The 19892-nt window shown below is 53.5% G+C and carries 19 protein-coding genes; 14 read left to right on the plus strand and 5 right to left on the minus strand.

Annotation, left to right across the window (positions count from 1 at the left end; translation table 11 throughout):
• Positions 1 to 88 precede the first annotated feature (88 nt).
• From F384_RS05785 to F384_RS05820, 8 genes are all read left to right on the plus strand, one after another.
• On the plus strand, positions 89 to 1165 hold the full coding sequence (locus F384_RS05785) for a zinc-binding dehydrogenase (protein WP_046479654.1): 1077 nt from the start codon (positions 89 to 91) through the stop codon (positions 1163 to 1165).
• Between the two features lie 26 nt (positions 1166 to 1191).
• Positions 1192 to 2571 (plus strand): MFS transporter, encoded by a 1380-nt coding sequence (locus tag F384_RS05790; RefSeq protein WP_046479655.1) that lies wholly within the window; start codon positions 1192 to 1194, stop codon positions 2569 to 2571.
• A gap of 10 nt (positions 2572 to 2581) precedes the next feature.
• Complete coding sequence (locus F384_RS05795; protein ID WP_046479657.1) at positions 2582 to 3625, plus strand: NAD(P)-dependent alcohol dehydrogenase; 1044 nt, start codon at positions 2582 to 2584, stop codon at positions 3623 to 3625.
• 79 nt (positions 3626 to 3704) lie between these two features.
• Positions 3705 to 4541 (plus strand): ketose-bisphosphate aldolase, encoded by an 837-nt coding sequence (locus F384_RS05800; protein ID WP_046479658.1) that lies wholly within the window; start codon positions 3705 to 3707, stop codon positions 4539 to 4541.
• A gap of 4 nt (positions 4542 to 4545) precedes the next feature.
• Complete coding sequence (locus F384_RS05805; RefSeq protein WP_046479659.1) at positions 4546 to 5493, plus strand: carbohydrate kinase family protein; 948 nt, start codon at positions 4546 to 4548, stop codon at positions 5491 to 5493.
• A 9-nt stretch (positions 5494 to 5502) separates the two neighbouring features.
• Positions 5503 to 6486, plus strand: a complete 984-nt coding sequence (locus tag F384_RS05810) for an aldo/keto reductase (RefSeq protein ID WP_046479661.1) — start codon at positions 5503 to 5505, stop codon at positions 6484 to 6486.
• Between the two features lie 136 nt (positions 6487 to 6622).
• On the plus strand, positions 6623 to 7381 hold the full coding sequence (locus F384_RS05815) for a DeoR/GlpR family DNA-binding transcription regulator (RefSeq protein ID WP_046479662.1): 759 nt from the start codon (positions 6623 to 6625) through the stop codon (positions 7379 to 7381).
• A 196-nt stretch (positions 7382 to 7577) separates the two neighbouring features.
• Positions 7578 to 8936 carry an MFS transporter gene (locus F384_RS05820; protein ID WP_046479664.1) on the plus strand — a complete coding sequence of 453 codons (1359 nt, stop codon included), beginning with the start codon at positions 7578 to 7580 and terminating at the stop codon, positions 8934 to 8936.
• Positions 8937 to 8961: 25 nt separating this feature from the next.
• Here F384_RS05820 and pncA read toward each other — a convergent pair whose 3' ends face one another.
• The 3 genes from pncA to sppA are packed head-to-tail and all read right to left on the minus strand — an operon-like array spanning position 8962 to position 12544.
• A complete protein-coding gene (gene pncA / locus F384_RS05825; protein WP_046479665.1) occupies positions 8962 to 9603 on the minus strand; it encodes a bifunctional nicotinamidase/pyrazinamidase in 642 nt (213 codons plus the stop codon).
• Positions 9604 to 9613: 10 nt separating this feature from the next.
• Positions 9614 to 10630 (minus strand): asparaginase, encoded by a 1017-nt coding sequence (gene ansA / locus F384_RS05830; protein WP_046479667.1) that lies wholly within the window; start codon positions 10628 to 10630, stop codon positions 9614 to 9616.
• Positions 10631 to 10687: 57 nt separating this feature from the next.
• Positions 10688 to 12544, minus strand: coding sequence for a signal peptide peptidase SppA (sppA, locus tag F384_RS05835; RefSeq protein ID WP_046479668.1), 1857 nt, complete (start codon positions 12542 to 12544; stop codon positions 10688 to 10690).
• A 165-nt stretch (positions 12545 to 12709) separates the two neighbouring features.
• Here sppA and F384_RS05840 point away from each other — a divergent pair, with 165 nt between their 5' ends.
• The 3 genes from F384_RS05840 (at position 12710) to topB (ending at position 16372) form a co-directional block, all read left to right on the plus strand.
• Positions 12710 to 13261, plus strand: a complete 552-nt coding sequence (locus tag F384_RS05840) for an NAD(P)H nitroreductase (protein WP_046479670.1) — start codon at positions 12710 to 12712, stop codon at positions 13259 to 13261.
• Positions 13262 to 13377: 116 nt separating this feature from the next.
• A complete protein-coding gene (selD, locus tag F384_RS05845) occupies positions 13378 to 14421 on the plus strand; it encodes a selenide, water dikinase SelD (protein ID WP_046479671.1) in 1044 nt (347 codons plus the stop codon).
• Between the two features lie 4 nt (positions 14422 to 14425).
• Positions 14426 to 16372 carry a DNA topoisomerase III gene (topB, locus tag F384_RS05850; protein ID WP_046479673.1) on the plus strand — a complete coding sequence of 649 codons (1947 nt, stop codon included), beginning with the start codon at positions 14426 to 14428 and terminating at the stop codon, positions 16370 to 16372.
• Positions 16373 to 16392: 20 nt separating this feature from the next.
• Here topB and gdhA read toward each other — a convergent pair whose 3' ends face one another.
• Positions 16393 to 17736: an NADP-specific glutamate dehydrogenase gene (gene gdhA / locus F384_RS05855; protein ID WP_046479674.1), complete on the minus strand. Its 1344-nt coding sequence runs from the start codon at positions 17734 to 17736 to the stop codon at positions 16393 to 16395.
• 253 nt (positions 17737 to 17989) lie between these two features.
• On the opposite strand from gdhA, the gene F384_RS05860 reads away from it, so the two are divergent.
• Positions 17990 to 18250, plus strand: coding sequence for a YnjH family protein (locus tag F384_RS05860; RefSeq protein WP_193388318.1), 261 nt, complete (start codon positions 17990 to 17992; stop codon positions 18248 to 18250).
• Here the strand turns inward: F384_RS05860 and F384_RS05865 are convergent.
• Positions 18210 to 18623 (minus strand): pyrimidine (deoxy)nucleoside triphosphate diphosphatase, encoded by a 414-nt coding sequence (locus F384_RS05865; RefSeq protein ID WP_046479677.1) that lies wholly within the window; start codon positions 18621 to 18623, stop codon positions 18210 to 18212. The genes F384_RS05860 and F384_RS05865 overlap by 41 nt on opposite strands.
• 78 nt (positions 18624 to 18701) lie before the next feature.
• Here F384_RS05865 and F384_RS05870 point away from each other — a divergent pair, with 78 nt between their 5' ends.
• Positions 18702 to 19271, plus strand: a complete 570-nt coding sequence (locus F384_RS05870; RefSeq protein ID WP_046479678.1) for a carboxymuconolactone decarboxylase family protein — start codon at positions 18702 to 18704, stop codon at positions 19269 to 19271.
• Positions 19264 to 19890 (plus strand): CDP-alcohol phosphatidyltransferase family protein, encoded by a 627-nt coding sequence (locus tag F384_RS05875; protein WP_046479680.1) that lies wholly within the window; start codon positions 19264 to 19266, stop codon positions 19888 to 19890. The genes F384_RS05870 and F384_RS05875 overlap by 8 nt, the downstream gene beginning before the upstream one ends.
• Positions 19891 to 19892: the final 2 nt, after the last annotated feature.

Here is a 19892-nt window from a genome sequence, read left to right on the forward strand (position 1 = left end):
GTGTTTTAAAGATTTGGTGTTGACCTCAAAGATTTTGTGGGTAAGTATGATGGGCATTGATGCAAAACTAAACACAAAGGAAAAAGCAATGAAAGCACTGGCAAGATTTGGTAAGGCCTTTGGCGGTTACAAGATGATTGATGTTCCGAAACCTGTCTGTGGACCTGATGATGTGGTGATTGAAATCAAAGCCGCGGCGATCTGTGGCGCGGACATGAAACATTATAACGTCGACAGCGGTTCCGATCAGTTTAACTCCATTCGTGGCCATGAGTTTGCAGGACGTATTACGCAGGTTGGGGAAAAGGTTAAAGACTGGAAGGTGGGTCAGCGCGTGGTTTCAGACAACAGTGGGCATGTCTGTGGCGTCTGTCCGGCCTGTGAACAGGGTGATTTTCTGTGTTGCACAGAAAAAGTTAATCTGGGACTGGATAATAACACCTGGGGTGGTGGATTTTCGAAATACTGCCTGGTGCCGGGTGAAATCCTGAAAATTCATCGCCATGCCCTGTGGGAGATCCCGGAAAACGTGGATTACGAAGAGGCTGCGGTGCTGGATCCCATCTGCAACGCCTACAAATCGATCGCGCAGCAATCCAGATTCCTGCCGGGTCAGGACGTGGTGGTGATCGGAACCGGTCCGTTGGGGCTGTTCTCTGTGCAGATGGCTCGCATCATGGGCGCGGTCAACATTGTGATGGTCGGCCTGGAAGAGGATGTCCCTGTTCGTTTCCCGGTGGCGAAAGAATTGGGTGCGACGGCGGTCGTCAATGGATCCACGGAAGATGTGGTCGCACGCTGTCAGGAAATCTGCGGCAAAGACAATCTTGGCCTGGTGATCGAGTGTTCCGGTGCCAACATTGCCCTGAAGCAGTCTATCGAAATGCTGCGTCCAAACGGTGAAGTGGTGCGCGTTGGTATGGGGTTCAAACCGCTCGATTTCTCCATTAACGATATCACGGCGTGGAACAAAAGCATTATCGGGCATATGGCCTACGATTCCACCTCCTGGCGTAATGCTATTCGCTTGCTCGCCAGTGGCGCTATCCAGGTCAAACCGATGATTACGCATCGTATTGGCCTGTCACAGTGGCGTGACGGTTTTGACGCGATGGTCGATAAAACGGCGATCAAAGTGATTATGACCTACGACTTTGATGAATAACCCTTCTGCTAAAGGAACGTTATCGAATGGAACAGATAACAAAGCCACATTGCGGCGCCCGACTGGATCGCCTGCCGGATTGCCGCTGGCATACATCCATGTTTGCGATGGTCGCCTTTGGGTTGCTGGTCTGCTGGAGCAATGCCGTCGGCGGATTGATCCTCGCGCAGCTAAAAGAGTTAGGCTGGACTGATAATTCCACAACCGCCACGTTTTCCGCGATTACCACGGCGGGGATGTTCCTCGGCGCCCTGGTTGGTGGGATCATCGGTGATAAAACCGGACGCAGAAATGCGTTTATCCTCTACGAAGCGATTCATATTGCCGCCATGGTGGTTGGCGCATTTTCGCCAAATATGGATTTCCTTATCGCCTGCCGTTTTGTTATGGGCGTCGGGTTAGGGGCGTTGCTGGTGACTCTCTTTGCCGGATTTACGGAGTATATGCCGGGAAGAAACCGGGGCACCTGGTCGAGTCGGGTTTCGTTTATCGGTAACTGGTCGTATCCGCTGTGTTCGCTCATCGCGATGGGACTCACGCCGCTGATTAGCGCAGAGTGGAACTGGCGCGTGCAGTTGTTAATCCCGGCCGTATTATCACTTATTGCCACTGCACTTGCCTGGCGCTGGTTCCCTGAATCTCCCCGCTGGCTGGAATCACGCGGACGCTATGAGGACGCCGAAAAAGTCATGCAGGCGATTGAAGAGGGGGTGATGCGTCAAACGGGTAAACCGTTGCCACCGGTTGTTATCGAAGACAATGGTAAGCCGCCGCGTTCAGTACCGTATTCCGCATTGCTGACCGGTGTATTACTGAAGCGCGTTATTTTGGGTTCCTGCGTGCTGATTGCCATGAACGTTGTGCAATACACGTTAATTAACTGGTTGCCGACAATATTTATGACCCAGGGAATCAATCTGAAAGACTCCATTGTATTAAATACGATGAGTATGTTCGGCGCGCCGTTTGGTATTTTTATCGCCATGCTGGTGATGGATAAAATTCCCCGTAAAACGATGGGCGTCGGTTTATTAATATTGATTGCCGTCCTCGGGTATATCTATTCACTGCAAACCAGCATGTTGCTGATTACCTTAATTGGCTTTTTCCTGATTACCTTTGTCTATATGTATGTCTGCTACGCTTCGGCCGTTTATGTACCGGAAATCTGGCCTACGGAAGCGAAGCTAAGAGGATCAGGCCTGGCGAATGCCGTTGGTCGAATCAGCGGGATTGCCGCACCTTACGCCGTCGCGGTGTTGCTTAACGGTTATGGTGTGACGGGAGTCTTCATCCTGCTGGGTGCCGTCTCAATTATTGTTGCTGTCGCTATCGCTACGATCGGAATTGAAACCAAAGGCGTCTCGGTCGAAAGTCTGGGTATTGATGCGGTAACGAATAAATAAAGGAATGAAAATGCAAAACTCTAAAGCGATATTAAAAACACCGGGGACGATGAACATTATTGCCGCCGATATGCCGGTGCCAAAAGATCATGAAGTCCTGATCAAAGTCGAGTATGTCGGGATTTGCGGTTCGGATGTTCACGGCTTTGAATCGGGGCCGTTTATTCCGCCAAAAGACCCGAATCAGGAAATCGGTCTGGGTCACGAGTGCGCCGGGACGGTGGTGGCCGTGGGTAACCGTGTCAGCAAATTTAAACCGGGCGATCGGGTGAATATTGAGCCGGGCGTACCCTGCGGTCATTGTCGCTATTGCCTGGAAGGCAAATACAACATCTGCCCGGATGTCGACTTTATGGCCACCCAGCCCAATTATCGTGGCGCCTTAACGCACTATCTGTGCCATCCGGAAAGCTTCACCTATAAGCTCCCGGACAATATGGACACCATGGAGGGGGCGCTGGTGGAGCCTGCTGCCGTTGGGATGCATGCAGCAATGCTGGCAGACGTTAAGCCTGGGAAGAAAATCGTCATTCTCGGTGCGGGTTGCATTGGTCTGATGACATTGCAGGCCTGTAAATGCCTTGGCGCAACGGATATTGCCGTGGTCGATGTCCTGGAAAAACGGTTGGCAATGGCTGAACAGCTCGGCGCAACACTCGTCGTCAATGGTGCCAAAGAAGACACCGTTGCACGCTGTCAGCAATTTTCCGGGGAGATGGGCGCAGACATCGTTTTTGAAACGGCAGGTTCCGCCGTCACGGTTAAGCAGGCGCCGTATCTGGTGATGCGCGGTGGGAAAATCATGATTGTTGGCACGGTGCCGGGAGACTCTGCGATTAATTTCCTCAAAATTAACCGTGAAGTGTCAATTCAGACCGTTTTCCGCTACGCCAACCGCTATCCGGTCACGATTGAAGCCATTTCCTCAGGTCGTTTCGATGTGAAATCGATGGTGACGCATATTTATGATTATGAAGAGGTTCAGCGAGCATTTGATGAATCAGTAAATAATAAGCACGACATTATTAAAGGTGTAATTAAGGTTATGCCCTAAATCATTCGAGTCGCGGCCAACACAACTGCAACCTGAAGTATGACGGGGATAGTGATTAATTTAAACGGGAGAAATAACCATGCTGGCAGATATTAAATATTGGGAAAATGACGCGCAAAATAAACATTATGCGATTGCCCACTTTAACGTGTGGAACGCGGAAATGTTGATGGGCGTAATCGATGCGGCAGAAGAGGCAAAATCACCGGTGATTATCTCTTTTGGCACCGGGTTTGTGGGTAATACTTCATTTGAAGACTTTTCGCATATGATGGTCTCGATGGCGAAAAAAGCATCGGTACCGGTGATTACCCACTGGGATCACGGGCGCAGCATGGAGATTATCCATAATGCCTGGACCCACGGGATGAATTCACTCATGCGTGACGCCTCCGCCTTTGATTTTGAAGAAAATATCCGCCTGACCAAAGAGGCCGTTGATTTCTTTCACCCGTTGGGTATTCCGGTGGAAGCGGAGCTGGGCCATGTGGGGAATGAAACGGTCTATGAAGAGGCGCTGGCAGGATACCATTATACCGATCCCAGCCAGGCGGCAGAGTTTGTTGAACGGACCGGCTGTGATTCACTGGCCGTCGCCATCGGCAATCAGCATGGTGTCTATACCTCAGAACCCAAGCTGAACTTCGAGGTGGTTGAACGCGTACGTCAGGCGGTTTCTGTGCCGTTGGTACTGCACGGGGCTTCGGGTATCAGCGACGCCGATATTAAAAAGGCCATTTCACTCGGTATTGCCAAGATCAATATTCATACTGAACTGTGCCAGGCGGCGATGGTGGCGGTGAAAGAGAATCAGGATCAACCGTTCCTGCACCTGGAGCGCGAAGTGCGCAGAGTTGTCAAAGCGCGAGCGCTGGAAAAAATCAAACTGTTTGGTTCAGACGGCAAAGCGGAATGATGATATGGACGAGATCGAAGTGCTTTGCATCGGTGCGGCAATTGTCGATATTCCTTTGCAACCGGTCAGTAAAAATATCTTTGATGTAGATTCTTATCCTTTAGAACGAATCGCCATGACCACAGGCGGGGATGCCATCAATGAGGCCACCATTATTTCCCGACTTGGACATCGTACGGCATTGATGAGTCGCGTTGGCGATGACGCGGCAGGCCATTTTATTCTCGAGCACTGCCGCAAAGAGAATATTGATATTCAGAGCCTGAAACAGGACCCTGAAATTGATACCTCAATCAATGTCGGCCTGGTGACGACGGATGGTGAACGTACATTTGTCACCAATCGCAATGGCAGTCTGTGGAAATTGAATATCAACGATATCGATTTTGACCGTTTTTCTCGGGTCAAACTGTTATCGCTGGCGAGCATTTTCAATAGCCCTTTGCTGGATGGTAAAGCATTAACGGAAATTTTTACCCGGGCGAAGGCGCAGCAGTTGATCATCTGTGCCGATATGATCAAGCCCCGGCTAAATGAAACACTGGAAGATATTCAGGAAGCGCTGAGTTTTGTCGACTATCTGTTCCCTAATTTTGATGAGGCTAAAAAACTCACCGGGAAAGAGACACTGGATGACATTGCCGATCGTTTTCTCCAGTGCGGCGTAAAAACGGTGGTAATTAAAACCGGCAAGAAAGGCTGCTTTATTAAACGCGCGGATATGAAAATAGAAGTCCCTGCGGTTTCAGGGATTACCGCCATCGACACGATCGGGGCCGGTGATAATTTTGCCTCAGGATTTATCTCAGCACTGCTTGAGGGAAAAACGCTGCGTGAATGCGCTCTGTTTGCTAACGCGACGGCAGCGATATCGGTCTTAAGCGTAGGGGCGACAACGGGCGTGAAAAACAGAAAGCTGGTGGAACAACTCCTGGATGAATACGAAGGATAATAGCGGCAGATGAAAATGATACCTTTAGGCAGTACAGATATTACGCTCTCACGAATGGGACTGGGGACCTGGGCCATCGGCGGCGGCCCGGCGTGGAATGGCGATCTCGACCTGCAGATATGCATCGATACCATTGTTGAGGCGCATCGCTGCGGCATCAATCTGATTGATACCGCGCCAGGCTACAACTTTGGCAATAGCGAAGTGATTGTTGGTCAGGCGTTGAAGCAGTTACCGCGAAAAGAAATCGTCGTGGAGACCAAGTGCGGTATTGTCTGGGAGCGGGAAGGAAGCCTGTTCAATAAAGTCGGCGATCGTCAGTTGTACAAAAATCTCTCCCCGGAATCTATCCGTGAAGAGGTCGAGTCCAGCCTGCAACGTCTGGGGATTGATTGCATCGATATTTATATGACCCACTGGCAGTCAGTACCGCCGTTTTTTACCCCGATAGCAGAAACCGTTGACGCACTCAATGCATTGAAAGCCGAAGGCAAGATCCGCTCGATCGGCGCGGCTAATGTGGATGCCTCTCATATTCGTGAATATCTTAAACATGGTGAGCTGGATATTGTACAAGCGAAGTACAGCATTCTGGATCGGGCGCTGGAAACCGAGTTGCTGCCGCTCTGTCGTGAGCATAGCATCGTGGTACAGGTTTACTCCCCGCTGGAGCAGGGATTACTCACCGGCACGATAACGCGCGACTACATTCCTGGTGGCGCCCGGGCAAATAAAGTCTGGTTCCAGCGTGAGAATATGCTGCGTGTTATCGATATGCTGGAACAGTGGAAGCCGCTGTGTGACAAATACCACTGTTCTGTGCCCACGCTGGCGCTGGCCTGGATATTGAAACAGAGTGATTTAATTTCAATACTCAGTGGTGCCACCGCCCCTGAACAGGTCCGCGAGAATGTTGAGGCGTTAACCATCGCCTTAACAGATGACGACTCATTATTGATGAGGGAAATGGCGGAAGCGTTGAATAATAGATAAGAACGATAAGAACCACCTCTGTTTCCGTGTAAAGAAACATGAAAATCTGTGATTCGGACATGTTCTTTTGAAAATAAACATGGCCTGTGAGATACTAAGTACTTATCATGACGTTAAAGGAAACAGAGGTGTAACTGTGGCGGCAAAAGACAGGATTCAGGCAATTAAGCAAATGGTTGCCAATGACAAGAAGGTGGTGGTTTCTAATTTAAGCACGATATTTCAGGTGACCGAAGAGACTATCCGCCGCGATCTGGAAAAACTTGAAGATGAAGGTTTTTTAACGCGTACCTATGGCGGTGCAGTATTAAATACAACGGCGTTATCTGAAAATATCCATTTTTACAAGCGGGCGAAATCGTTCTATGAGGAGAAACAGATTATCGCGCGTAACGCACTGCCGTTTATTAAAAACAAAACCACAATGGCAGCAGATTCCAGCAGTACAGCCATGGAATTGTTGAAACTGTTAAAGGAAAGAAACGATCTCACGTTATTAACCAATTCAGCAGAAGCGTTTCATGAGTTGGCGCAATCTGAGATTAATGTGGTTTCGACCGGCGGTGAGTTAAATAAGAATACGCTTTCACTACAGGGGCGGATCACCAAAGAGATTATCAACCGTTACCACGTGGATATTATGGTGATGAGCTGTAAAGGCCTGGACAGGGAAAGCGGGGCGCTTGATTCCAACGAGGCTGAAGCTGAGATCAAAAAAACGATGATTCGCCAGGCTACGGAAGTGGCGCTATTGGTGGATCATTCGAAGTTTGATCGCAAAGCTTTTGTCAAGCTGGTAGATTTAAACAATATCAATTATATCATAACGAATAAAGCACCTGGTGAGGAATGGGTTGTATTCTGCAAAGAAAATAATATCCAGTTAATCTATTAAATTTGCATTTTACCCACTCGGTATTATTTTGTTTTTCACCCGGTAAAGGTTAAATAAAGTGATGATGGATGACGCGGCAATGTCAAATCTGCCGCGATGGTCACAACTTACTCTGCTCGTCATCTTTCGTGTAACAATCACACCGTATTCGGAAAATTTCTGATTGCGAAAAATAATGAGCATTTGAGGTACCCAGATGGAACAATATGATCATATTGGTGCAAGACTGGACCGCTTGCCTTTATCCCGGTTTCATTTTCGCATCTTTGGCATTATCAGTTTTAGTTTATTACTGACTGGCTTTCTCAGTTATTCTGGCAATGTGGTGCTGGCAAAACTGGTGAGTAATGGCTGGTCAAATAATTTTCTCAACGCGGCGTTTACCTCGGCACTGATGTTCGGATATTTTATCGGCTCTCTGACCGGTGGATTTATTGGTGATTATCTTGGTCGCCGGAAAGCGTTTCGTATGAATCTGTTGATTGTGGGTATTTCCGCAACCGCGGCTTCTTTTGTTCCCAATATGTACTGGCTTATCTTCTTTCGTTGTCTCATGGGGACCGGAATGGGGGCGCTTATTATGGTGGGCTATGCGTCCTTTACGGAGTTCATTCCGGCAACTGTCAGGGGAAAATGGTCTGCAAGGCTCTCTTTTGTCGGTAACTGGGCGCCGATGCTTTCTGCGGCCATTGGCGTGGTCGTTATTGCTTTGCTGAGCTGGCGAGTGATGTTTCTCCTCGGCGGGGCAGGCATGCTGTTGGCCTGGTACCTTTCCGGAAAATACTTTATTGAATCGCCACGCTGGTTGGCGGGAAAAGGTCGACAATGTGTTGCCGAAAAACATCTGCGCGATGTTGAAGTTCAGATAGAAAAAGAGAAAAACATCACCTTGTCTCTCCCTCCAGTCAGGTCGGGATCCCATCCAGTTAGCGAGGAGCATGGATCATTCTGGCTGCTGTTTAAAGGACAGATGCTGCGCCGCACGCTGGTGGCCATTACCGTACTTATCGCGATGAATATTTCGCTCTATACCATTACGGTATGGATCCCAACGATTTTTGTTAACTCAGGGATTGATGTCACCAAATCTATTTTTATGACGGCCATCATTATGATTGGCGCGCCAGTCGGTATTTTTATTGCCGCTTTAATTATTGACCGTTATCCGCGACGGTTATTTGGTTCATTGCTGCTGGTCATCATTGCGCTGTTGGGCTATTTCTATTCGATTCAGACTGCGGAATGGGCGATTCTGAGCTATGGCCTGGTGATGATTTTTTTCCTGTATATGTACGTCTGTTTTGCCTCGGCGGTCTATGTGCCAGAACTGTGGCCGACACATTTACGCCTGCGCGGATCGGGATTTGTGAATGCGGTAGGGCGCATTGTGGCGGTATTTACCCCCTACGGCGTGGCGGTCTTACTGACTCAGTATGGTTCAGTCACCGTATTCATCGTGCTGGGGGCCATGCTGGTCGTCTGCGCGCTGATCCTGTTTTTCTTTGGCATTGAGACGCGGATGGTCTCGCTGGAGGAGATATCCAGTCTGAGCTAAAGACTGCACCCCCTCCTTCAGCGGTTTAGCGCTGGGTTTCTTCCCAGTCGGAGAGGGTATAGAGCGTGGCCCCTGCGGCGGCCATCTCCATAAACGCATGGGCGCTGTCCTGTGGCTGAATATTCACGCCGCGACAGCCGTCAGTAATCACGTTCACCGTATAGCCCAGTTGCAGCGCGTCCATAACTGTAAACTTGACGCAATAGTCGGTTGCCAGCCCCATGACGATCAGCTCATTCACGTCGTGCTGGCGAAGCCACGCGTCCAGCCCGGTTTTCTGTCGGCGACCATTATCAAAAAAGGCGCTGTAGCTGTCGACCTGCGGGTTTTCACCCTTATGGAAAACGGCCTCTATCGCCTTACGGTTCAGCAGCGGATGAAATGCCGCGCCGTCGGTATCCTGCACGCAGTGATCGGGCCAGAAGGTTTGCGCCAGACCGTCCAGTTGGCCCTGGCTGTATGGCTGGGCCTGATGTTGACTGGCGAAACTACCGTGATTCGCCGGATGCCAGTCCTGGCTTGCGATCACCGCATCGCCGCGCGTCTGACACCACGCAATCAGGCGGTTAGCGATATCAACCGTGCTGTCGCCCTCCGGGACCGCCAGCGCGCCGCCAGCGCAGAAATCGTTTTGTAAATCGACCAGTAACAGCGCTCGTTGCGTCATCAGTATCTCCTTAGTCGTCCGGCGTGAGTTCGCCGCGCAGGTTTTGCGTCATCGCTTTGCGAATCGCATCTGTATCCAGCTCTTTACTGAGCAGATAATGCAGTTTGGTCAGGGTCGCTTCAACGGTCATATCCGCGCCGCCAATCACGCCCGCATGCGCCAGCGCGTTGCCGGTGGCATAGCCGCCCATGTTCACTTTCCCCGACATGCACTGCGTGAGGTTCACCACCACGATGCCGCGCTCGCTGGCTTCGCTAAGCTCTTTCAGGAACGCTTTATTTTGCGGCGCATTACCGACGCCGTAAGAACGTAAAATCAGCGCTTTCACCGGCTGGCGCAGGAAGTTGCGCACCACATCGGCGGAGATCCCCGGATAAATCGTGACGACCCCGATCGGCTGCGGCGTGATCGGATGAACAATCAGTTCGCCTTCATTTCTCGGAGCCGGTGGCGTACCCAGGCGACGGATGTGGATACCTGCTTCCAGCAGCGGCTGGAGGTTAGGGGAGGCGAAAGCGTCAAAGCCGTCGGCATGCGCCTTTGTCGTGCGGTTACCGCGAAACAGACGGTTGTTGAAGAACAGGGTGACTTCGTTGATCGGATAGTTTGCCGCGATGTACAGCGCGTTAAGAAGATTGATTTGTCCGTCAGAACGCAGCTCCGCCAGCGGTATTTGTGACCCTGTCACAATGACCGGTTTGCCCAGATTCTCCAGCATGAACGAGAGCGCCGAGGCGGTAAACGCCATGGTGTCAGTGCCATGAAGGATCACAAAACCGTCGTACTGGTCGTAATGGTTTTTGATGTCGTCGGCGATATGCTGCCAGTCTTCCGGCGTCATATCTGACGAATCCATCAGCGGGGTATATTCATGAATGGTGAAGTCGGGCATTTCCGGGCGGTGAAATTCGGGCATCAGCGCCAGCTGGCGCTGAAGGTGTCCGGAGACCGGGATGTAACCCTGTTCGGAGCGCTGCATACCAATGGTCCCGCCGGTATAGGCAACGTAAATCGATTTCTTCTGCATGGCTATTATCTTGTCGCTCAAGGAAAAATCCCCCTTCGCAGGAAGAGGGATTGAGGATTAACGCACGTTAGCGCAGGTCAGACAGAACGCATAACGGTTTTGCGGATCGTTGAACGCGGCGAGCTTATCGCCTTCCGCCTTGATCGTACTGGCCGCTGAGGCCAGCGGCGCAGGGAGCATTGCCTGAATCGCCTGCGGCAGCATGGCGCGAACGGAGCCTGACATGCCGTCCATAACCATATCGAAGAAGGTCGGCTCATCCTGATAATAGTCGATATGCCACGCTTTGAGTTTCGCCAGTTCAGCCGCTTTAGCGACCGCATCGTCGAAGTCGCCCAGGCTATCGACCAGACCGTTCGCTTTGGCGTCCTGACCGGTCCAGACGTGGCCCTGCGCGATCTTATCAATTTGCTCAGGCGTAGATTTACGCGCCTGCGCCACCAGGGTGATAAAGCGCTTATAGCCATTCTCAATGCTCAGTTGCATCATTTGCTGTGCTTCCGGCGGCAGGGCTTTGGTCAGCGAAATATCGGCCAGCGGTGAGGTGGCGACGCCGTCGGTGTGCACACCAATCGAATCGAGGCTATTTTCGACGGTGTTAATCACCCCGAAGATACCAATCGAACCGGTCAGTGTGCTCGGGTTGGCGACAATGTAGCTGGCTGGCGTGGAGATCCAGTAACCGCCAGAGGCTGCCATTCCGCCCATCGATACCACCACCGGTTTACCGGCAGCGCGCGCAGCGGCCAGTTCCGAACGAATCACTTCCGAGGCCGTCACGCTGCCGCCAGGGCTGTTGACGCGCAGGACAATGGCTTTCACTTTTGGATCCAGACGCGCATCGCGAATTTGCGAGGCGGTGGTATCTCCGCCAACGTTCCCCGGCGTTTCTTCACCATCCATGATCGCACCGTTAGCAAACACGACGCCAATGGAGCTGCCCGTATCCGCCGGCGGATTGAGCGTATAGTCGTAGTAGCTGATCGCGCGATAGTTATTCTCGGCCTTGCTCCAGCCAAACTGTTTGGTCAGGGCTTTTTCCACTTCAGCGCTGGAAAGCAGGGCGTCGACCAGTTTGCTGTCGAGCGCGTACTTCGCCGTATCACCATCGGCTTTCGTTAGCGCATCCAGAACCCCCTGTGCGCCAGGGAAGACCTGCTCAGCCGGGATTTGACGATTGGCGGCAATGGTATTCAGGTAGTTCTGCCACAGCTCGCCAATCCAGCGGCTGTCCGCTTCCCGCGCCGCAGGCGACATGTCGTCACGAATAAACGGCTCAACGGCCGATTTATAAGTACCGACGCGGAACACATGGGTAGACACTTTCAGCTTATCCAGCAGGGATTTGTAATACAGTCCGTTGGTGGCAAAACCGTGGATGTCGACGGAGCCCTGCGGCGACAGCCAGATTTTATTGGCGAAACTGGCGAGGTAATACTGACCCTGACTGAAGTTATCGCCAACGGCATAAACCGGCTTTCCGCTGTCGCGGAATTCACGCAGCGCTTTGCCGATATACTGCATTGACGGCTGGTCGGCGCCGGCGAAGTTTTTCAGATCCATCACAATACCGGTGATATTGCGATCGTCTTTGGCCTGACGAATGGTATTGACGATATCGAACAGGGAGTTTTCCTGCAGGCGGTCGGAGCTGGCACCCAGCAGTTGACGGCTGAGCACGCCAAGACGACTGGTGCTGGACGGTTTATCGACGATCACCCCGGAAATATCTAACATCAGGGCACCGCGACCGACTTTATCACTGGTGTTATTGCTGCTGACCTGCATCAAGACTCCCACACCGACCAGGATCAGGAAGATAAAGAACAGGTTAAGCACCATCTCGCGGACAAAATTAAGCAGTCGCCACGTCCATTTAAAAAAACCGGCAATGAATCGCCACAGGGTTCGCATGTATTCTCCCTACCGTTACAAATACTACACCTGGGTCAGGTGTGTGAGATGTGGCTATCCTAATGACCCTGCCGTCTCTTGTCAGCAGGAATCACCGTCGACGCTGTAACAAAATCTGCTCTCGTGTTAATTTTGTGAATATTCACCCTGACAGGAGTTAACCAAATGGATGCACTTGAATTACTTGTTAACCGCCGTAGCGCCTCTCGCCTGGCTGAGCCTGCACCTGCCGGTGAGCAACTGCAAAATATTCTCCGTGCGGGCATGCGCGCACCGGACCATAAGACTCTGCAACCGTGGCACTTCTTCGTCATTGAAGGCGAAGGGCGCGAACGCTTCAGCGCGGTGCTGGAAAAGGGGGCGATTGCCGCCGGAAGCGATGACAAAGGGATTGAAAAAGCGCGCACCGCACCGTTTCGCGCGCCGCTTATCATCACCGTAGTCGCGAAATGCGACGAAAATCATAAGGTCCCGGTCTGGGAACAGGAAATGTCCGCAGGCTGCGCGGTGATGGCGATGCAAATGGCGGCTATCGCGCAGGGCTTTGGCGGAATCTGGCGTAGCGGTGCGTTAACCGACAGCCCGGTGGTGCGCGACGCGTTTGGCTGTCGCCCGCAGGATAAGATCGTCGGCTTCCTCTACCTCGGTACACCGCAACTGAAAGCCTCCACCACCATCAGCGTGCCGGATACCGCGCCGTTTGTGACGAAATTTTAGTTAATTGTGCAAAACTGTCTGGATTCTGAGCAAAGACGCCGGAATTCGGACACTCTCTCTTATCAGATCATGGAATGAGCGCTACCATAGCCCGATTGCAATGACAGGAGATGTCCATGAGCGAGCATGCTATTCGTTTAACGCAGTACAGCCACGGAGCGGGTTGCGGTTGTAAAATTTCCCCGAAAGTGCTGGAAACCATCCTGCACAGCGAGCAGGCGAAGTTTGTCGACCCGAACCTGCTTGTGGGAAATGAAACCCGCGACGACGCGGCGGTGTACGATCTGGGCAATGGCACCAGCGTCATCAGTACCACCGACTTCTTTATGCCGATTGTCGATAATCCGTTTGATTTTGGCCGCATTGCGGCGACCAACGCCATTAGCGATATTTTCGCGATGGGCGGCAAACCGATTATGGCGATCGCGATCCTGGGCTGGCCTATCAGCAAGCTGTCGCCGGAAATTGCCCGCGAAGTGACCGAAGGCGGACGCTTTGCCTGCCGTCAGGCGGGTATTGCGCTGGCGGGCGGACACTCGATTGACGCGCCGGAACCGATCTTCGGTCTGGCCGTAACCGGCATTGTCCCCACCGAACGGGTGAAGAAAAACAGTACCGCCCATGCCGGCTGTAAACTGTTCCTGACCAAACCGTTGGGCATTGGCGTGCTGACCACTGCAGAGAAAAAATCGCTGCTGAAACCTGAACATCAGGGGCTGGCAACGGAAGTGATGTGCCGGATGAACATTGCCGGGGCGTCATTTGCCAACATCGACGGTGTGAAAGCCATGACCGATGTGACCGGCTTTGGTCTGCTGGGCCATCTCAGCGAGATGTGCCAGGGCGCAGGCGTACAGGCGCAGATCTGTTATCAGGACATCCCTAAACTGCCGGGCGTGGAAGAGTACATCCGCCTGGGCGCCGTGCCGGGTGGCACAGAGCGTAACTTTGCCAGCTACGGACACCTGATGGGTGAAATGCCGCAGGCGGTGCGCGCGCTGCTGTGCGATCCGCAAACGTCCGGCGGCCTGCTGCTGGCGGTGACGCCAGAGGCCGAAGAAGAAGTCAAAGCGACTGCCGCAGAGTTTGGTATTGAGATGAGCGCCATTGGCGAACTGGTTGAAGCCCGTGGCGGTCGCGCCATGGTTGAGATCCGTTAATTCGATGCGGTTGTTTATTGCCGAAAAGCCGAGTCTGGCCCGCGCCATTGCCGATGTGCTGCCAAAGCCGCACCGCAAGGGCGATGGCTTTATTGAATGCGGTAACGGTCAGGTGGTGACCTGGTGTATCGGTCACCTGCTTGAGCAGGCGCAGCCCGATGTTTACGACAGTCGTTACGCGCGCTGGAACCTGGCCGATCTGCCGATTGTGCCGGAAAAGTGGCAATTGCAGCCGCGTCCTTCCGTGACCAAACAGCTCAACGTGATCAAGCGCTTTCTGCACGAGGCCAGTGAGGTTATCCACGCGGGAGACCCGGATCGCGAAGGGCAACTGCTGGTGGATGAGGTGCTGGATTACCTGCAACTGGCACCGGAAAAGCGCCATCAGGTGCAGCGTTGTTTGATTAACGATCTCAACCCGCAGGCCGTTGAACGCGCCATTGAGCGCCTGCGTTCAAACAATGAATTTGTGCCATTGTGCGTGTCGGCGCTGGCTCGCGCCCGCGCGGACTGGCTGTACGGCATCAACATGACCCGTGCGTATACCATCCTCGGACGTAACGCCGGTTATCAGGGGGTGCTCTCCGTTGGGCGCGTACAGACGCCGGTGCTTGGACTGGTGGTACGCCGTGACGAAGAGATCGAAAACTTCGTTGCCAAAGATTTCTTTGAAGTGAAAGCACATATCGTGACCCCTGCGGATGAACGCTTCACCGCCACCTGGCAGCCGAGCGAAGCGTGCGAACCGTATCAGGATGAAGAGGGACGGTTACTGCATCGTCCGCTGGCGGAACATGTGGTCAACCGCATCAACGGACAGCCGGCGATTGTCACCAGCTATAACGATAAACGGGAATCCGAATCTGCGCCGCTGCCGTTTTCGCTGTCAGCCTTACAGATTGAAGCGGCAAAGCGCTTTGGTCTGAGCGCGCAGAACGTGCTCGATATCTGCCAGAAACTGTATGAAACCCATAAACTGATTACCTATCCGCGTTCTGACTGTCGCTATCTGCCGGAAGAGCACTTTGCCGGACGTCATGCGGTGATGAACGCCATCGGCGTGCATGCGCCGGATCTGCTGCCGCAACCGGCGGTGAATCCCGATACCCGCAATCGCTGCTGGGATGACAAAAAGGTCGATGCGCACCACGCCATTATCCCTACCGCGCGCAGTAACAGCATCAATCTGACGGAGAACGAAGCGAAGGTGTACAACCTGGTAGCCCGTCAGTACCTGATGCAGTTCTGCCCGGATGCGGTGTTCCGTAAATGCGTGATTGAACTGGACATCGCAAAGGGTAAATTTGTCGCCAAAGCCCGGTTCCTCGCAGAAGCGGGCTGGCGGACGCTGCTCGGCAGTAAAGAGCGTGATGAAGAGAACGACGGCACGCCGCTGCCGGTGGTGGCGAAAGACGATGAACTGTTGTGTGAAAAAGGCGAGGTCGTTGAACGCCAGACCCAGCCGCCGCGCCACTTTACCGATGCCACACTGCTGTCGGCGATGACCGGGATTGCGCGTTTCGTGCAGGATAAAGATCTGAAAAAGATCCTCCGCGCAACGGATGGGCTGGGCACCGAAGCCACACGTGCCGGGATCATTGAACTGCTGTTTAAACGCGGCTTTCTGATCAAAAAAGGGCGCTATATTCACTCCACCGATGCCGGAAAAGCGCTGTTCCACTCGCTGCCGGAGATGGCGACCCGTCCGGACATGACCGCTCACTGGGAGTCGATACTGACGCAAATCAGCGAAAAGCAGTGCCGCTACCAGGATTTTATGCAGCCGCTGGTGGGGACGCTGTATCAACTGATCGATCAGGCGCGAAGCACGCCGGTACGCCGCTTCCGTGGCATTGTGGCGCCAGGCGGTGGCGACGGCGAGAAGAAAAAAAGCGCGCCCCGCAAACGCGCGGCGAAAAAAAGCCCGCCATCAGCAGAGGCGGGCTTGTAATACGCAAGGGCTACGATGAATTAAATCACACCCTGGCCAAACATGGCGTCGGCAATCTTCACGAAGGCTGAGATGTTCGCCCCACGGACATAGTTGGTCTGCTTGCTTTCGCCGCCGTACTCGACGCAGGCATGGTGAATATCAAGCATGATGTGGTGCAGACGGGCATCCACTTTTTCAGCCTTCCAGCTCAGACGCGCCGCGTTCTGCGCCATTTCCAGACCGGAGGTGGCAACGCCACCGGCGTTCGCCGCTTTGCCCGGTGCAAACAGCACGCCGGCTTCGAGGAACAGGTCGGTCGCTTCGATGGTCGTCGGCATGTTTGCCCCTTCCGCCACCGCTTTCACGCCATTGGCGATAAGCTGACGGGCGGCGTCGACATCGAGTTCGTTCTGCGTGGCGCACGGCAGGGCGATATCGACCGGCACTGACCATGGTTGTTTGCCTTCCAGATAGGTCAGGCCAAACTCACGGGCGTAGTCTGCCACGCGACCGTCGCGGCTGGCTTTGATTTCACAAAGACGCGCCAGTTTCTCTTTCGTAAAGCCGCTCTCGTCCACGACGGTGCCGCTGGAGTCGGAGGCCGTCACCACGCGCGCGCCAAATTCCATTGCTTTTTCGATGGCAAACTGCGCCACGTTGCCGGAGCCAGAAATCGCCACGCGCATCCCTTCAAAGCCCAGACCATGACGCTTGAGCATCGCTTCGGTGAAGTAGACCAGACCGTAACCGGTTGCTTCCGGACGGATAAGGCTGCCGCCGAAGGAGAGTCCTTTGCCGGTAAACACACAGCCGCTGTTGTTGGAGAGCTTACGCATCATCCCGGCCATAAAGCCCACTTCACGACCGCCCACGCCGATATCACCGGCAGGAACGTCAGTATCCGGACCCAGATGACGATACAGTTCAGTCATCAGCGCCTGACAGAAACGCATCACTTCGCCTTCGCTTTTCCCTTTCGGGTCGAAATCGCTACCACCTTTACCCCCGCCCATCGGCAGGGTGGTCAGCGCATTCTTGAAGGTTTGCTCAAAGCCGAGGAACTTCAGGATCGACAGGTTAACGGAAGGGTGGAAGCGCATCCCGCCTTTGTACGGGCCAATCGCCGAGTTGAACTGTACACGCCATGCGCGGTTAACCTGGACCTGGTTACGATCGTCCAGCCACACGACGCGGAACTGAATCACACGCTCTGGCTCAACCAACCGTTCCAGCAACGACATTTCACGATAACGCGGGTTTTGCTCAATGAACGGCCACAGGGTGGTCATGACTTCACGGACGGCTTGCGCGAACTCGGTTTGATTCGGGTCGCGCTTTTGGACATGGTTGAGGAATGATTCCAGAGAGCGTGTCTGATCCATAGATATAAAAACCTCTTATATTTTAATGTGGTTGTATTTATGTTGTTTGTATTAAGTGCATTTGCAGATTTTGACTATACCACCAGGAATGTGACGGATAGCAAGAAAAAAATGCCGGTGCCAGACAAATTAATAACGAAACGGCTGTCATAACAAAAAGCGATGATGCAAGAGAGTAAAGTTTCCCGCGTGGGTTACCGTTATACTGAGAACAGTCCCGGAATAATAAGGAAACCCTATGCGTTTAATTGCGATGGCGGCAGCGCTGATGACACTGTCTTTATCCACTCTGGCGAATCAAAATATTCGCCCTGATGTTCAGGTGAACGTGCCGCCGGAGGTCTTCAGTTCCGGCGGACAGCGCGCGCAGCCCTGTAATCAGTGCTGCATTTATCAGGATCAGAATTATTCCGAAGGGGCGGTGATTAAAGCCGATGGCGTGCTGTTGCAGTGTCAGCGCGATGAGAAAACGATCAGCACGAATCCGCTGGTCTGGCGCCGCGTAAAATCATAAAGGCGTTAAGCAGAGGAACATCGGCGGGGGCGAGCGGATAGTCCAGCGCGGCCTGCGGTTCGCACCACACCAGTTGCTGGTGCGCATGCGCCATTACCTCTCCGCTGAATGTGGGGACATGCCAGGCATGCAGATGAATCATCCGCCCGGAGACTTCACGCTGATGGCTGGCAATATAGCGTCCCACCGTGGCTTCAATTCCTAACTCTTCACGCAGTTCGCGGACCAGCGCCTGCGGCTGCGTTTCGCCCGCTTCCACCTTGCCTCCGGCAAATTCCCATAATCCCGCCTGGTCCGCCTGTGGCGGGCGTTGGGCGAGCAAAATCTTGCCATCACGCTCAATAATCGCGGCAACAACGTCGAGGGTTTTCATCATATTCGTCAATGTTCAACAGCAGAAAGTGACATACTATCGTCATCTTTGATTGACCTGAAGTCCCAGGAGTCTCCCTTGAACGATCCGCAATCGTGGGTAGCACCGCTGACCCGCCTTTCTGCCTCGCTTAGCCCACTCGTGATGACGCAAAAAAAACACTACGGCGAGGTCTTACATCCAACGCGCTGGTGGGGACGGATGCCGTTTTTGTTCTGGCTGGTGGCGCTGTTTGTGGGGTTTCTCGAACGTAAACGCGCCCGTCTGACGCCGGTGATGCGGGCGCTGCTGATGACGCGCGTGTCGCAGGTCTGCCACTGCGCATTCTGCGTGGATGCCAACAGCCTGCGCCTGGCAGAGCGCTGTGGCGCGATGGAAAAAGTGCTGGCGGTGGCGAACTGGCAGGCATCGTCGCTTTTTACGCCAGAAGAGCGCATTGCGCTGGCCTATGCTGACGCCGTGACCGCCACGCCGCCGCAGGTAGACGATGCCCTGAAAGCGCAAATGAAGCAGTATTTCAGCGATGACGTCATCAGTGAGATGACCGCGCTGCTGGCCTTCCAGAACCTCTCGGCGCGTTTCAACGCCGCGCTGGATATTCCCTCACAGGGGCTGTGCGACAGTCTCAAAGGAGTGCCGCGTGCTTGACAGGCATCTGCATCCGCGGCTTAAACCGCTGCTCCACCGCTGTGCGGGCGTGCTCGACAGGCCGGGGATTTCCCCGGACGGGCTGACGCTCGTTGGCTTTGCCCTCGGCGTGCTGGCGTTGCCGTTTCTGGCCCTGGGCTGGTATCTGGCCGCGCTGGTGGTGATTGTTCTGAACCGACTGCTGGATGGTCTTGACGGCGCGCTGGCGCGGCGCCGCGGACTCACCGACGCGGGCGGCTTTCTTGATATCGCACTCGATTTCTTGTTTTACGCGCTGGTGCCGTTTGGCTTCATTCTGGCCGATCCGCAACATAATGCGCTGGCGGGAAGCTGGCTGTTGTTTGCGTTTATCGGCACCGGCAGCAGTTTTCTCGCCTTCGCTGCGCTTGCCGCAAAGCACAATATTGATAACCCCGGCTACGCGCATAAGTCGTTTTACTATCTGGGCGGATTGACCGAGGGAACGGAAACGATCGCACTCTTTGTGCTCGGCTGCCTTTTCCCGACGTACTTTGCCGTGCTGGCGTGGATCTTCGGCGCGCTGTGCTGGATGACGACGATGACGCGCGTCTGGAGTGGCTATCTGACGCTGAAAGGGCTTCAGCGTCAGAATGGGTGAGA

The organism is Citrobacter amalonaticus Y19 (genome assembly GCF_000981805.1).
Taxonomy (GTDB): domain Bacteria; phylum Pseudomonadota; class Gammaproteobacteria; order Enterobacterales; family Enterobacteriaceae; genus Citrobacter_A; species Citrobacter_A amalonaticus_C.